Raw genomic sequence first — 12,516 nt, forward strand, 5'->3', positions numbered from 1 at the left:
CGAGAATCTCGAGATTCCGGGCTCGATGCTTCGCATCGCCCCGGAATGACGGGAGTGCGGCGCCTCAGCTGACCCGCCGCTCCCGGTTCTCCCAATACGGTTTGCGCAGCTCGCGCTTCAGGATCTTGCCGGCGCCGGAGAGCGGCAGCGGCGTCGAGGTGATGTCGACGCTGCGCGGGCATTTATAGCCGGCGATCAGCGTATGGCAGTGCTGCATCAGCTCTTCCTGCGTGGCGGCGGCGCCGCTCTTCATCACCACGACGGCGTGGACCTGCTCGCCCCAGCGCTCGCTCGGGATGCCGATCACGGCGCATTGCGCCACGGCCGGATGCTGGGCGAGGGCGTTCTCGACCTCGGCCGAATAGACGTTCTCGCCGCCGGAGATGATCATGTCCTTGACGCGGTCGACGACGTAGACGAAACCGTCCTCGTCCATGTAGCCGCCGTCGCCGGTGTGCATCCAGCCGTCGATCACGGCGCGCGCGGTCTCTTCCGGCCGCTCCCAATAGCCCATCATCACCATGTCGCCGCGCACCGCGATCTCCCCCACGGTGCCAAGCGGCACGACCTGATCCAAGGCATCGACGATCTTCACTTCGGCGCCGAGCGTGGCGCGGCCGGCGCCGCGATGCCGGCCCTTGGCGCGGCCGTCGCCGATATGCTCCTTCCAGTGCAGCAGCGTCGCGATCGGCGACAGTTCGGTCATGCCGTAGGCCTGCGTGAACTCGATATGCGGCAGCGCTTTCATTCCGCGCATCAGCACGGCGTCGCTGATGACAGATGCGCCATAGGCGATCCGCTTCAGCGACGACAGGTCGTAATTGCCGAGCGTCGGGTGGTCGACGAACATCTGGATCATGGTCGGCACCAGCAGCACGTCGGTGACGCGCTCCTTCTGCACGGCGGCCGCAACGCCGTCAGGCGTGAAGCCCTGGATCACGACGTTGGATCCGCCTGACAGCAGCACCGAATACATCGCCGCGCCGTTGGCGAGGTGGAACATCGGCGCCGCGTGCAGGTAGATCGTGCTGCTGGGCCACAAGCCTTCGCCGAGCGCGTTCAGCGCATTGGCCATCAGATTGCCGTGGCTCAGCATCACGCCCTTGGAGCGGCCGGTGGTGCCGCCGGTGTAGAAGATGCCGGCGAGATCGTCGCGCGTGCGCATCGCATCCGGAATGGGCTCGCTGCGGGCGATCAGCGTCTCGTAATTCTCCATGCCTTCAGGCGTCTCGCCTTCGTCGGCATAGATCAGCTTCAGGCCGGGGATGGCACCTGCCAGCGTCGCACCGACCGGCGCAAACGCCCTGTCGACGAACAGGATCGTTGCGCGGCAGTCGCGCAGCGCATCCTCGTTCTCCAGCGGAGACCAGCGGATGTTGAGCGGCACGATCACGGCGCCGGCCCAGCCGACGGCGAGGTAGAGCTCGAGATAGCGGTCCGAGTTCAGCGACAGGATCGCGACGCGGTCGCCATCCTCAGCGCCGAGGGAGCGGATCGCGGAGGCGAGGCGGGCGACGCGGGTGCCGACCTCGCGCCAGTTGCGCCGCCGATCACCGCAGACGACTGCGAGCCCACTTGGATTGACCTGCAGCGCGCGCCGCAGCCCGTGTGTGATGTTCACCCTTATCCTCCCTTGATGCGTTTCCCTTGCGAGGCGGTTTGTCCGCCTTCTCTGCAGCCGGAACGGCTGCTTTGCGCATTGCTGTCGTTGCAATCCCCTCGGTGAGGCGGATCGCGAATTCCTCGGCCACTGCGCGGCCGGTCAGCTCGCCGCCGGGCTGGAACCAGTGGCCGATCCAGTTCAGCGAGCCTGCAATGGCGAAGGCCGCGAGCTTGGGGTCGCACTGTCTCACCGAACCGTCCTTGACGCCATCCGCGATATAGTCGCGGAAGGCGCGATCGATGCGCCGCTTCGCGGTCTGCACGATCTTGCGGTTGTCCTCGCTGAGGTCGCGGATGTCGAAACGGACCAGGCTCTTGCCGTAATCCGCGGTCATCAGCTCGGCATAGCGGACGATCAGCTTGCGCAGCTTGGCCAGGCCGGTGCCGCCGCCGGCGGTGGTCTCGGCGATGCAATCGTCGACCAGTTCATTGCCGATCGACCAGCACTCGTAGAGGATCTCGTCCTTGCCGCGGAAGTAATTGTAGAGCGCCGGCTTGGTGATGTTGAGCCGCCTGGCGACCTCGTTCAGCGTCGCGCGGTGATAGCCCTGCTCGAGGAACAGGGCGACGGCCGTGCGCAGCACCGCCTCGCGCTTCTCGTCGCGGGCGCGGCGCCGGCTCTCGAACGGCAGCCAGGGGGACTCGTTGCTGGAAGAGGGGGAGCGGGCGTCCATCGCGTCGGCTGTTGTCGCATTGACTCCGGAAGATCGCCCGTATATTACCCATGGGTAATAAATAGTCCAGTGGGTAATTTCCGGGAGGGCACGCGATGACGTCACGCACCTATGTTGCCGGGGTCGGCATGATCCCGTTCGTCAAGCCGGGCGCCAATGCGCCGTATCATGTGATGGGCGCCGAGGCCGCGAAGCTCGCACTCGCCGATGCCGGGCTCGACTACGGCCGTGTCCAGCAGGCCTATGTCGGCTATGTCTATGGCGACTCCACCTGCGGCCAGCGCGCGCTCTATCCGGTCGGCATGACCGGCATCCCGATCGTCAACGTCAACAACAACTGCTCGACCGGCTCGACCGCGCTGTTCCTGGCGCGGCAGGCGATCGAGTCGGGCGCGGCCGATTGCGTGATGGCGCTCGGCTTCGAGCAGATGAAGCCCGGCGCGTTAGGGGCCGTGTTCACCGACCGTCCCAGCGCGTTCGACGATTTCGATGCCGCGGCCGACAAGCTCGTCGACGCCCCCGGCGTGCCGCTGGCCCTGCGGTACTTCGGCGGCGCCGGCCTCAGCCACATGAAGAAATACGGCACGCCGCTGTCGGCCTTCGCCAAGGTCCGCGCCAAGGCGAGCCGCCATGCCAAGAACAATCCGCTGGCGCTGTTCCGCAAGGAGGTCACCGCCGACGACGTGATGAACGACCAGGTGATCTGGCCCGGCGTGATGACGCGGCTGATGGCGTGCCCGCCGACCTGCGGCGGCGCGGCCGCGATCCTGGTCTCGGAGAAGTTCGCCGACCAGCACGGCCTCAACAAGAGCGTCCGCATCGCGGCGCAGGCGATGACGACGGATACGCCGTCGACGTTCGGTGCGTCGGACATGATGCAGGTGGTCGGCTACGACATGGCGCGCGACGCCGCCAACAAGGTCTATGAGGCCGCCGGCATTGGTCCGAAAGATCTCGACGTCGTCGAGCTGCACGACTGCTTCGCCCACAACGAGCTGATCACCTATGAAGGGCTCGGCCTGTGCGGCGAGGGCGAGGCCGCGAAATTCATCGACGACGGCGACAACAGCTATGGCGGCCGGATCGTCACCAATCCGTCCGGCGGTCTGCTGTCGAAGGGCCATCCGCTCGGTGCCACCGGCCTTGCGCAGTGCTACGAGCTGACGCGGCAGCTGCGCGGCACCGCCGCGGCGACGCAAGTGGAGGGTGCGCGGATCGGGCTGCAGCACAATCTCGGTCTCGGCGGCGCCTGCGTCGTGACGCTCTACGAACGGGCCTGAGGCCGCCATGGTCGATCAATCCGCCGTCGGGCGCGAATTCACGCCGGTGACCGCGCGCGTCGAGCCGGCGCGCCTGCGCTTCTTCCTCGATACGCTCGGTGAGACCAACCCGGTCTATCGTGAGGGGGAGACGGCGCCGGTGCCGCCGACCTATCTGTTCTGCCTCGAGATGATGGACGCGACGGTCCCGTTCGAGTTCCTGACCGCGCTTGGCATCGATCTCGCCCGCGTGCTGCATGGCGAGCAGCGCTTCGACTATCACGCGCCCGTGGTGGTCGGCGACACCCTGACGTTCCGGCCGCGCGTCGCCAGCGTGACCGACAAGAAGGGCGGGGCGATGACGCTGATCGTGGTCGACACGCCCGTCACCAACCAGGCCGGCGTCCATGTCGCCGACGTCTCGCGCACCATCGTGGTGCGCAATGCGAGGCCGTCATGAGCGCAACACATCCGGCGGTCGGCGACCGCATCGTCCACAAGGAGTTTCCGCCGATCACCCGGCATCGGCTGGCGCTGTATTGCGGCGCCTCGGGCGATCACAATCCGATCCATGTCGATATCGACTTCGCGAAGGCGGCCGGCTTCCCCGACGTGTTCGCGCACGGCATGCTGGTCATGGGCTATCTCGGCCAGGCGCTGACGGATGCGGTGGCGCCGTCGCGCATCCGCTCGTTCTCGACCCGCTTCGCCGCGATCACCCAACTCGGGGCCAAATTGACCTGCGAGGGCACGGTGACCGAGCTGATCGAGCAGGGCGGCGAGAAGCGGGCGAAGGTCGCGCTGACGACCACGGATCAGAACGGCGAGATCAAGCTCGCCGGCGAAGCCATCATCGCGCTCTAGGGAGAAACCATGTCCAAACTGCAAGGCAAAGTCGCGCTCGTCTCCGGATCGGGCCGCGGCATCGGGCGTGCGATTGCGCTGAAGCTTGCGAGCGAGGGCGCGCGCGTCGTGGTCAACGACCTCGATGCCGAGCCGGGCAATGCCGTCGTCGCCGAGATCAAGGCCATCGGCGGCGAAGCCATCGCGGTCAATGGCAGCGTGACCGAGGCCGGCTTTGCCGATCGCTTCGTGGGCACCGCCATCGAGCAGTTCGGCGGCCTCGACATCATCGTCAACAATGCCGGCTACACCTGGGACTCGACGATCCAGAAGATGACCGACGAGCAGTTCCAGGCGATGCTCGACGTGCATCTGGTCGCGCCGTTCCGCATCATGCGCGCGGCCTCGGAGCCGATCCGGGTGATGGCGAAGAAGGAGGCCGAGGCGGGGCGCGAGGTGTTCCGCAAGGTGGTCAACATCTCCTCGATCGCGGGCCTCTACGGCAATGCCGGGCAGGCGAGCTATTCTTCCGCAAAAGCCTCGCTGATCGGGCTGACGCGCACGATGTGCAAGGAGTGGGGCCGCTACAAGGTCAACGTCAATTGCGTCGCCTTCGGCCTGATCAACACCCGCCTGACCCAGCCGATCGAGACCCAGCAGAAGTCCATCGACGTCGCCGGCCGCGACATCAAGGTCGGCGTGCAGCCGCAGATGCTGGAGGCGATGGGCCGCATGATCCCGCTCGGCCGCGGCGGCACGCCGGAAGAGGCGGCGGACGCGGTCTATCTGTTCTGCGCGCCGGAATCGAACTACATCAGCGGTCAGGTGATCGTCGCCGGCGGCGGTCTGATCGTCTAGTCTCGTCACAAAGCCTCGTCGCGGCCTTGCTGGCGCATGCTTCCGTCATTGCGAGGAGCGATAGCGACGAAGCAATCCATCGCTCCGCGTGTATGGTGCGATGGATTGCTTCGCTCCGCTCGCAATGACGGGGATAGCGGTGCGAGATGTCCGCATGGGCCGGCAGTGACGTGGTGAAAATAGCACAGAGGGAATGATGCACTACCGATCGTCCTGGATGACCGAGGAGCTGGACACGTTCCGCGACCAGTTCCGCAAATTCCTCGCCAAGGACCTGGCGCCGCACGCCGAGACATGGCGCGCGCAGAAGATGGTCGACCGCTCGGCCTGGCGCGCGCTCGGCGAGATGGGCGCGTTGCTGCCGAGCGTGCCGGAGGCCTATGGCGGCCTCGGGACCACCTTTGCCTATGACGCCGCGGTGCTCGACGACCTCGAGAGCACCGTCCCCGAATTGACCACCGGCGTTTCCGTGCACAGCGCGATCGTCGCGCATTACATCCTCAATTACGGCTCGGAGGAGCAGAAGCGGCGCTGGCTGCCGAAGATGGCGTCGGGCGAGATGGTCGGCGCCATCGCGATGACCGAGCCGGGCACCGGCTCCGACCTGCAGGCCGTCAAGACCACGGCGAAGAAGCAGGGCAATGCCTACGTCATCAACGGCCAGAAGACCTTCATCACCAACGGCCAGGCTGCCGATCTCGTGATCGTGGTGGCGCGCACCGGGGCGCCGGGCGCCAAGGGCATCTCGCTGATCGTGGTCGAGACCGCCGGCGCCGAAGGCTACCGGCGCGGGCGCAACCTCGACAAGGTCGGCCTGCACGCCTCGGACACCTCCGAGCTGTTCTTCGACAATGTCACGGTGCCGCCGGAGAACCTGCTCGGCAATGAGGAGGGCAACGGCTTCGTGCAGCTGATGCAGCAATTGCCGCAGGAGCGGCTGTCGCTTGCAATCGGCGCGGTCGCCTCGATGGAGCGCGCGGTCAAGATCACAGCCGAATACACCAAGGAGCGCACCGCGTTCGGCAAGCCGCTGATCGAATTCCAGAACACCGCGTTCACGCTGGCCGAGCGGAAGACCGAGGCGATGATCGCCCGCGTCTTCGTCGACTGGTGCGTCGAGCGGCTGGTCGCCGGCGACCTCGACACCGTGACGGCGTCGATGGCGAAATGGTGGTGCTCCCAGAAGCAGGTCGAGACCGCGGACGAATGCCTGCAGCTGCACGGCGGCTACGGCTACATGCAGGAATACCCGATCTCGCGGATGTTCATCGATTCCCGCATCCAGAAGATCTATGGCGGCACCAACGAGATCATGAAGGTGTTGATCGCGCGCTCGCTGTAGGCAAGCGCGCGATCCCGGCGGCACTACATCGCGCGCACGTTCTTCAAGAACTTGTCGACCTGGACTTCCAGCTTGGAGGCGTTGCTGGCGAGCTCGCCGGAGGCTGCCAGGACGTTCTCGGCGGCCTTGCTGGCATCGTCGATCGCCTTGGTGGTTCCGTTGATGTTGGCGGTGACCTCCTTGGTGGCCGCGGCCTGCTCCTCGACGGCGCTCGCGATCACGGTCGAGATCTCACTGATCTGGACGATGACCTGCGAGATCGCCTTCAGCGCCGTGGCGGTGTTGCCGGTCGCGGCCTGCATTTCGTTGATCTGCGCCGAGATATCCTCGGTGGCCTTGGCGGTCTGGTTGGCCAGCGCCTTCACCTCGGATGCGACGACCGCGAAGCCGCGGCCGGCCTCGCCGGCACGCGCGGACTCGATCGTGGCGTTGAGCGCAAGCAGATTGGTCTGCCCGGCGATCTGACTGATCAGGGCCACGACGTCGCCGATCTTCTGCGCCATGGTGACGAGGCCCGCGACCAGCTTGTCGGACTTCTCGGCTTCCTCGACCGCCATGCGGGCGATGCGACTCGCCTCGGCCACCTGGCGGCTGATCTCGTTGACCGAGGAGGACAGCTCCTCGGACGCGGACGCAGCACTCGCCGAGCGCTGATTGACGAATTCGGCTGTCGTCGTCAGCGATCGCGCGGGTGCCCTGCATTTGTGTCGAGGCCGACGCCAGCATCCCGGCAAGGCCCTTCACGTCCTTCTCGAAATCGTCGGCCAGCTTCACATTGCCGGTGACCACCGACCAGCTCAGCATTGCGCCGGTGTAGGCGCCGCGCTTGTCGGTCAGCGCGGAGACCCGCAGGTCGAGCGTTTCCGGGCCGAGCTTGATCTTGGCCGCATGCGGCAGGTTCTTCGGATCGCCGACGATGCGGCGTTGATGCGCGGGGTTCTTGTGGAAGATGTCGAACGAGTTGCCGAGGATCTGGTCCGGCCGTACCGGAAGCAGGTGCTTCACGGTGTCGAGCGTCTTGAGACTGGTCTGGTTGATGTAGGTGATGTTGAAATCGGTGTCGCACATCATGATGTTGATCGGCATGTTGTCGAGCATCTGCAATAGCCGCTCGGTCTGGGTCTCGAGCCGCGCCTTCTCGGTCGCGAGCTCCCAGGTCAGCATCGGCCCGCTGTAGCGGCCGCGTGAATTGGTCATCGCCGTCACGGTGAGATCGAGCGTCTCGCCGCCGATGGTGATGCGCGCCTTGTGCGGCAGGTTCTTCGGATCCGACAGCAGCCGGCGTTGATGCTGCGGGTTCTTGTGAAAGATGTCGATCGATTGTCCGATCAGCGCGTCGACCTTCACCGGCAGCACGTGCTCGATCTTCTTCAGATTCTGCCGCGTCGACTCGTTGATGTAGGTGATTTTGAAATTGTCCAGCTCGCACAGCATGACACTGATCGGCATATCGTCGAACAGCCGGTACGAGCTGTCCGAACCGATGACGCTTGCGATGCTCTTCATCCCCAACATGCATTGCCTCCAGCCTTGGTATGAATTGGTGAACTGAAAAACGATGCACCTGATCGGCGACAGAACGCCTTCCGCCGCGGGACGGCGGGCAGGTGCGATACACGAATTACAATTTCTGACTGCATGGAACGGTAGGCGATTCGAGTTTCGTCCAGAAGTGCATGCAATGCACCGCGCGTGCGCGCATGAAGGTCAACGTGCGATGCATGCAATGAGGCGCGGCCGTAATCGACGCGCATGACGGCGATTTGCTGCGAAATCCGCGCGATCGCGTGGAGAAGCTGCGAAGCGACCGCGCGCCGCACCGTAGTCTTACGGGCGCGATAGCGCGCGCTGCAAATGCTTGTCAGCGTGCACATGATGGCGAAGTGTATGCAGAGTGTGCCACGCTGTCGTCACGCGCGATGCAACGCGTTTGCCTCAATCGTCTCGCGCGGCGCCGGCGTGCGTTCGGTCATGACGATGCGCGTCGACGATGCGTCTCGATGATGTGGCTTGCGGATCATCTTCGCGCTTGCGTGCCGTTGTATCGTCGGTGGGGACGCTACTGGAAGGAGCACGCGCAGGTTGATCCGAGCGCGCGATACCCTGTCGAGCCCGCCGGCCGGCATCGGAACATGTCGTCCGCATGCCGGCAGCGAGATATGAAATCGGTTGGCGCCGACCGGCTTGCTCGCCGGCCGCGGTCGCTTCGATCCTGCCGGCGATCGTCCGCTCTGCGGAAATCGATGACGAAACAAATTTGCCCATAGCCTATCGCATGGCTAGGCGTCGCCTTGCCCGCGAGGCGCGGCTTCGGCCTTGCACCATATTTCCGACTATCATACCCCCGTGGGATCACGTTCCGCGCCAAGCCAAGGCGCGCCAGTAGCCGCAGGGAGCCCTCATGACCAAAAGCAATGCCCGCACCGGAGGCCAGATCCTGATCGACCAGCTGGTCGCGCAAGGGGTGGAGCGCGTCACCTGCGTGCCGGGCGAGAGCTATCTGGCGGCGCTCGACGCCCTGCATGACAGCCCGATCGATGTCGTGATCTGCCGCGCCGAGGGTGGTGCGGCGATGATGGCGGAGGCTTATGGCAAGCTCACCGGGCGTCCCGGCATCTGCTTCGTCACCCGCGGTCCCGGCTCGACCAATGCCGCCCACGGCGTGCACATCGCGATGCAGGACTCCACCCCGATGATCCTGTTCGTCGGCCAGGTCGATACCGGCATGCGCGAGCGCGAGGCGTTCCAGGAGCTCGACTACAAGGCGGTGTTTGGCACCATGGCGAAATGGGCGGTCGAGATCGATTCCCCGGATCGCATTCCGGAGCTGGTCGCGCGTGCCTTCCGCGTCGCGCTGCAGGGCCGCCCCGGTCCGGTCGTGATCTCGCTGCCGGAGAACATGCTCACGGAGACCGCCGCGGTCGCCGACGCGCCGAAGGTCGAGCCCGCCGCGAGCTGGCCGGCGCCGGCGGATCTCGAGCGCCTCGGTACCATGCTCGCGAGCGCGAAGGCGCCGATCGTGGTGCTCGGCGGCTCGGCCTGGACCGCAGAGGCGGCCAAGGGCATCGCGCGCTTTGCCGAGCGCTTTGATCTTCCGGTGGCGACCTCGTTCCGCCGTGCCTCGCTGTTCGACGCCGACCATTCGCACTATGCCGGCGATCTCGGCATCGGCCCGAGCCCGAAGCTGAAAGACCGCATCACCGGCGCCGACGTCATCCTGCTGATCGGCGGCCGCATGTCGGAGATGCCGTCCTCGTCCTACACCTTGCTCGACATTCCCGCACCGAGCCAGAAGCTGATCCACGTCCATCCCGGCTCCGAGGAGCTCGGCCGCGTCTACCAGCCGGCGCTGGCGATCCAGGCGACGCCGGCGGCCTTTGCCGCCGCGGTCGAGACCATGAAGCCCGCGGCCACGCCTGCATGGAAGGGCGAGGCGGCCAAGGCGCACGCCGATTATCTCGCCTGGACCGACAAGCCGCGCGAGCTGCCGGGCGGCTTCCAGTACGGCGAGGTCGTGACCTGGCTGCGCGACCGGCTGCCGAAGGATGCGATCGTCTGCAACGGCGCCGGCAATTACGCCGGCTGGATTCATCGCCACCATCGCTTCCACGCTTTCGCCGCGCAACTCGCGCCGACCTCGGGCTCGATGGGCTATGGCGTGCCGGCGGCCGTGATGGCCAAGCGGCATCACCCGGATCGCGTCGTCGTCGCGTTCGCCGGCGACGGTTGCTTCCTGATGAACGGGCAGGAGTTCGCCACCGCCGTGCAGTACGACGCAGCCCTGATCGTCGTCGTCATCGACAACGCGCAATACGGCACCATCCGCATGCATCAGGAGCGCGACTATCCCGGCCGCGTCGTCGGCACCCAGCTCAGGAACCCGGACTTCGCGCTTTACGCCAAGGCATTCGGCGGCCATGGCGAGCGGGTCGAACGCACCGAGGATTTCGCGCCGGCCTTCGAGCGGGCGCTTGCCTCCGGCAAGCCCGCGATCCTGCACTGCCTGGTCGATCAGCGCGCGCTGTCGGTCGGCAAGGATTTTGTTCCCGAGCAGGCTGCGCGCTGATGCCCGAGTCCGCCGGCCGTCACGTCGCGATCATCGGCGCCGGCGCGGTCGGCGTGATCTCAGCCATCGAGGCGCTCCGCGCGGGCCATCGCGTCACCCTGATCGATCCGGGCGAGCCGGGCGGCACCCAGGCGGCGAGCTATGGCAATGCCGGCTGGCTGTCGTCGCATTCGGTGATCCCGCCGGCCGAGCCTGGCACCTGGAAGAAGGTGCCGGGCTATCTGACGGATCCGCTCGGACCGCTCGCGATCCGCTGGTCATATCTGCCGCAGGCCCTGCCGTGGCTGGTCAAATATCTGCTGTCGAGCTGGACCGAGGTGCAGGTCGAGGCCACCGCGCGGGCGATGCGCGATCTCCTGAAGGACGCGCCGCTGCTGCACCGGCAGCTCGCAGAGGAAGCCGGCGTGCCCGAGCTGATCGAGCGGCGCGGGGTGATGCACGTGTTTCCCTCGCGCGCCCCCTTTGACAACGATCTCGGCTGGCGCATCCGCAACCGCGTCGGCATCGAATGGCTGGAGCTCAATGAAGACGAGATGCGGCAGCGCGAGCCCGATCTGCATCCGCGCTACAAGTTCGGCGTCGTGGTCGAGGAGGCCGGCCGCTGCCGCGATCCCGGCGCCTATGTCGCGGCGCTCGCCGCGCATGCGATCGCGAACGGCGCCGAGCGTATCGCCGCCAAGGCCACAGGCCTCAGGCTTGCGGGTGACAGGCTGGTTGCCGTGGTCACCGAGAGCGGCGAGATCGCCTGCGATGCGGCGGTCGTCGCCGCGGGCGCGCGCTCGAAGCAGCTGACCGCATCGATCGGCGACCCGCTGCCGCTGGAGACCGAGCGCGGCTACCACGTCATGATCGAGAACCCGGAATCCGGACCGCGCAATTCGATGATGGCCTCGGACGCCAAGATGGTCGTCAACTGGACCGACAAGGGCCTGCGCGCCGCCGGCACGGTGGAGATCGCAGGACTCGACGCCGAGCCGAACTGGCAGCGCGCCGAGATCCTGCGCGAGCGTCTCTTCAGCATGTTCCCGAAGCTGCCGAGGGATATCCCGCCGTCGCGCATCAAGACCTGGTTCGGCCATCGCCCGAGCATGCCCGACGGACGCCCCTGCATCGGCCACAGCCGCGCCTCGCGCGACGTGGTCTACGCCTTCGGCCACGGCCATGTCGGGCTGGTCGGCTCGGCCCGCACCGGCCGACTGGTCGCGCAATTGCTCAGCGGCCAGACACCGGAGATTCCGCTTCAGCCGTTCGCGCCGTCACGATTTTTGTAAGGGGACGCGGAGCTCAGCTCTCGCCGGCCCACGCCGTGATCGCCGCCGGTGCGATCACGCGCCGTGGCATGTGCGGATTGATCGTGCCGGCGCTGACGTCTTGGGTCTGAACGAGCAGGGTGCGTGCGAACGCCTTGGCATCCTGCTCGGTCGTGAAGGTGCGGGTCTGGCGCGCGAAGCGGTGGTGTCCGGCGTCAGGATTGCTCAGCGCGAACGAGACGTACCAGATGGCCTTGTCCATCTTCATTGCGCGTCTCTGGCGGCAGTGGTCCGCCGCCACGTCGTGCTCGATGCCGGGTATGCAATTTGTGCCAAATGAAAGATCCTGAAGGTCAACAGATGCCGGCTAATGTACCGGCGGGCAGGCGCGCTTCGCCACGCATATCGGAGCTAGCAGTGTATTACCGTTCAACCGGCGGGTGAATGACAATACGCCGACGCCACGGTGGTTCCAATCGGCCGATTGCTGCACCTTTCCCAGATGTTGGCATCTCACCCGGAACAACGATTTCCTCGATGTGTTGTCCGCTCTTTCGGGGGC

12 protein-coding genes and 1 pseudogene are annotated in these 12,516 nt (G+C 66.1%); 8 read left to right on the plus strand and 5 right to left on the minus strand.

Translation table 11 applies throughout. The features are described 5' to 3' along the window. Positions 1-64: 64 nt before the first annotated feature. Both ACVILL_RS28940 and ACVILL_RS28945 read right to left on the minus strand, forming a co-directional pair. Positions 65-1,621, minus strand: a complete 1,557-nt coding sequence (locus tag ACVILL_RS28940; RefSeq protein WP_456732171.1) for a long-chain-fatty-acid--CoA ligase — start codon at positions 1,619-1,621, stop codon at positions 65-67. After that, on the minus strand, positions 1,551-2,336 hold the full coding sequence (locus ACVILL_RS28945; RefSeq protein ID WP_456732172.1) for a TetR/AcrR family transcriptional regulator: 786 nt from the start codon (positions 2,334-2,336) through the stop codon (positions 1,551-1,553). The genes ACVILL_RS28940 and ACVILL_RS28945 overlap by 71 nt, the downstream gene beginning before the upstream one ends. A gap of 95 nt (positions 2,337-2,431) precedes the next feature. Between ACVILL_RS28945 and ACVILL_RS28950 the strand changes: the two genes are divergently transcribed. From ACVILL_RS28950 to ACVILL_RS28970, 5 genes are all read left to right on the plus strand, one after another. Next, positions 2,432-3,616: a lipid-transfer protein gene (locus ACVILL_RS28950; RefSeq protein ID WP_456732173.1), complete on the plus strand. Its 1,185-nt coding sequence runs from the start codon at positions 2,432-2,434 to the stop codon at positions 3,614-3,616. Positions 3,617-3,623: 7 nt separating this feature from the next. Beyond that, complete coding sequence (locus ACVILL_RS28955; RefSeq protein ID WP_456732174.1) at positions 3,624-4,055, plus strand: MaoC family dehydratase N-terminal domain-containing protein; 432 nt, start codon at positions 3,624-3,626, stop codon at positions 4,053-4,055. After that, positions 4,052-4,459 (plus strand): MaoC family dehydratase, encoded by a 408-nt coding sequence (locus tag ACVILL_RS28960; RefSeq protein ID WP_456732175.1) that lies wholly within the window; start codon positions 4,052-4,054, stop codon positions 4,457-4,459. Before ACVILL_RS28955 ends, ACVILL_RS28960 begins: the two co-directional genes overlap by 4 nt. A 9-nt stretch (positions 4,460-4,468) precedes the next feature. Further along, on the plus strand, positions 4,469-5,296 hold the full coding sequence (locus tag ACVILL_RS28965; protein ID WP_456732176.1) for an SDR family NAD(P)-dependent oxidoreductase: 828 nt from the start codon (positions 4,469-4,471) through the stop codon (positions 5,294-5,296). 196 nt (positions 5,297-5,492) lie between these two features. Continuing rightward, positions 5,493-6,638: an acyl-CoA dehydrogenase family protein gene (locus tag ACVILL_RS28970; RefSeq protein WP_456732177.1), complete on the plus strand. Its 1,146-nt coding sequence runs from the start codon at positions 5,493-5,495 to the stop codon at positions 6,636-6,638. Positions 6,639-6,661: 23 nt separating this feature from the next. Here ACVILL_RS28970 and ACVILL_RS28975 read toward each other — a convergent pair whose 3' ends face one another. Both ACVILL_RS28975 and ACVILL_RS28980 read right to left on the minus strand, forming a co-directional pair. Then, on the minus strand, positions 6,662-7,222 hold the full coding sequence (locus tag ACVILL_RS28975; protein WP_456732178.1) for a methyl-accepting chemotaxis protein: 561 nt from the start codon (positions 7,220-7,222) through the stop codon (positions 6,662-6,664). A gap of 409 nt (positions 7,223-7,631) precedes the next feature. After that, positions 7,632-7,835: pseudogene (locus ACVILL_RS28980) on the minus strand (PAS domain-containing protein); the annotation flags it as partial. Positions 7,836-7,925: 90 nt separating this feature from the next. Between ACVILL_RS28980 and ACVILL_RS28985 the strand changes: the two are divergent. The 3 genes from ACVILL_RS28985 to ACVILL_RS28995 all read left to right on the plus strand — a co-directional run bounded on the left by ACVILL_RS28985 (position 7,926) and on the right by ACVILL_RS28995 (position 11,975). Then, complete coding sequence (locus tag ACVILL_RS28985) at positions 7,926-8,177, plus strand: hypothetical protein (RefSeq protein ID WP_456734480.1); 252 nt, start codon at positions 7,926-7,928, stop codon at positions 8,175-8,177. 862 nt (positions 8,178-9,039) lie between these two features. After that, positions 9,040-10,704 (plus strand): thiamine pyrophosphate-binding protein, encoded by a 1,665-nt coding sequence (locus ACVILL_RS28990; protein ID WP_456732179.1) that lies wholly within the window; start codon positions 9,040-9,042, stop codon positions 10,702-10,704. Further along, positions 10,704-11,975 (plus strand): NAD(P)/FAD-dependent oxidoreductase, encoded by a 1,272-nt coding sequence (locus ACVILL_RS28995; protein ID WP_456732180.1) that lies wholly within the window; start codon positions 10,704-10,706, stop codon positions 11,973-11,975. The genes ACVILL_RS28990 and ACVILL_RS28995 overlap by 1 nt, the downstream gene beginning before the upstream one ends. Positions 11,976-11,988: 13 nt before the next feature. On the opposite strand, the gene ACVILL_RS29000 is transcribed toward ACVILL_RS28995, so the two are convergent. After that, on the minus strand, positions 11,989-12,222 hold the full coding sequence (locus ACVILL_RS29000; RefSeq protein WP_456732181.1) for a hypothetical protein: 234 nt from the start codon (positions 12,220-12,222) through the stop codon (positions 11,989-11,991). Positions 12,223-12,516 lie beyond the last annotated feature (294 nt).

The sequence above is a fragment of the Bradyrhizobium sp. USDA 3364 genome (assembly GCF_054056355.1).

Coding starts and splice junctions, on each gene's coding strand:
- ACVILL_RS28945 (WP_456732172.1), bottom strand. CDS start 2,336: ATGGACGCCCGCTCCCCCTCTTCCAGCAACGAGTCCCCCTGGCTGCCG.
- ACVILL_RS28965 (WP_456732176.1), top strand. CDS start 4,469: ATGTCCAAACTGCAAGGCAAAGTCGCGCTCGTCTCCGGATCGGGCCGC.
- ACVILL_RS28970 (WP_456732177.1), top strand. CDS start 5,493: ATGCACTACCGATCGTCCTGGATGACCGAGGAGCTGGACACGTTCCGC.
- ACVILL_RS28990 (WP_456732179.1), top strand. CDS start 9,040: ATGACCAAAAGCAATGCCCGCACCGGAGGCCAGATCCTGATCGACCAG.
- ACVILL_RS28960 (WP_456732175.1), top strand. CDS start 4,052: ATGAGCGCAACACATCCGGCGGTCGGCGACCGCATCGTCCACAAGGAG.
- ACVILL_RS28995 (WP_456732180.1), top strand. CDS start 10,704: ATGCCCGAGTCCGCCGGCCGTCACGTCGCGATCATCGGCGCCGGCGCG.
- ACVILL_RS28985 (WP_456734480.1), top strand. CDS start 7,926: ATGCTGCGGGTTCTTGTGAAAGATGTCGATCGATTGTCCGATCAGCGC.
- ACVILL_RS28950 (WP_456732173.1), top strand. CDS start 2,432: ATGACGTCACGCACCTATGTTGCCGGGGTCGGCATGATCCCGTTCGTC.
- ACVILL_RS29000 (WP_456732181.1), bottom strand. CDS start 12,222: ATGAAGATGGACAAGGCCATCTGGTACGTCTCGTTCGCGCTGAGCAAT.
- ACVILL_RS28955 (WP_456732174.1), top strand. CDS start 3,624: ATGGTCGATCAATCCGCCGTCGGGCGCGAATTCACGCCGGTGACCGCG.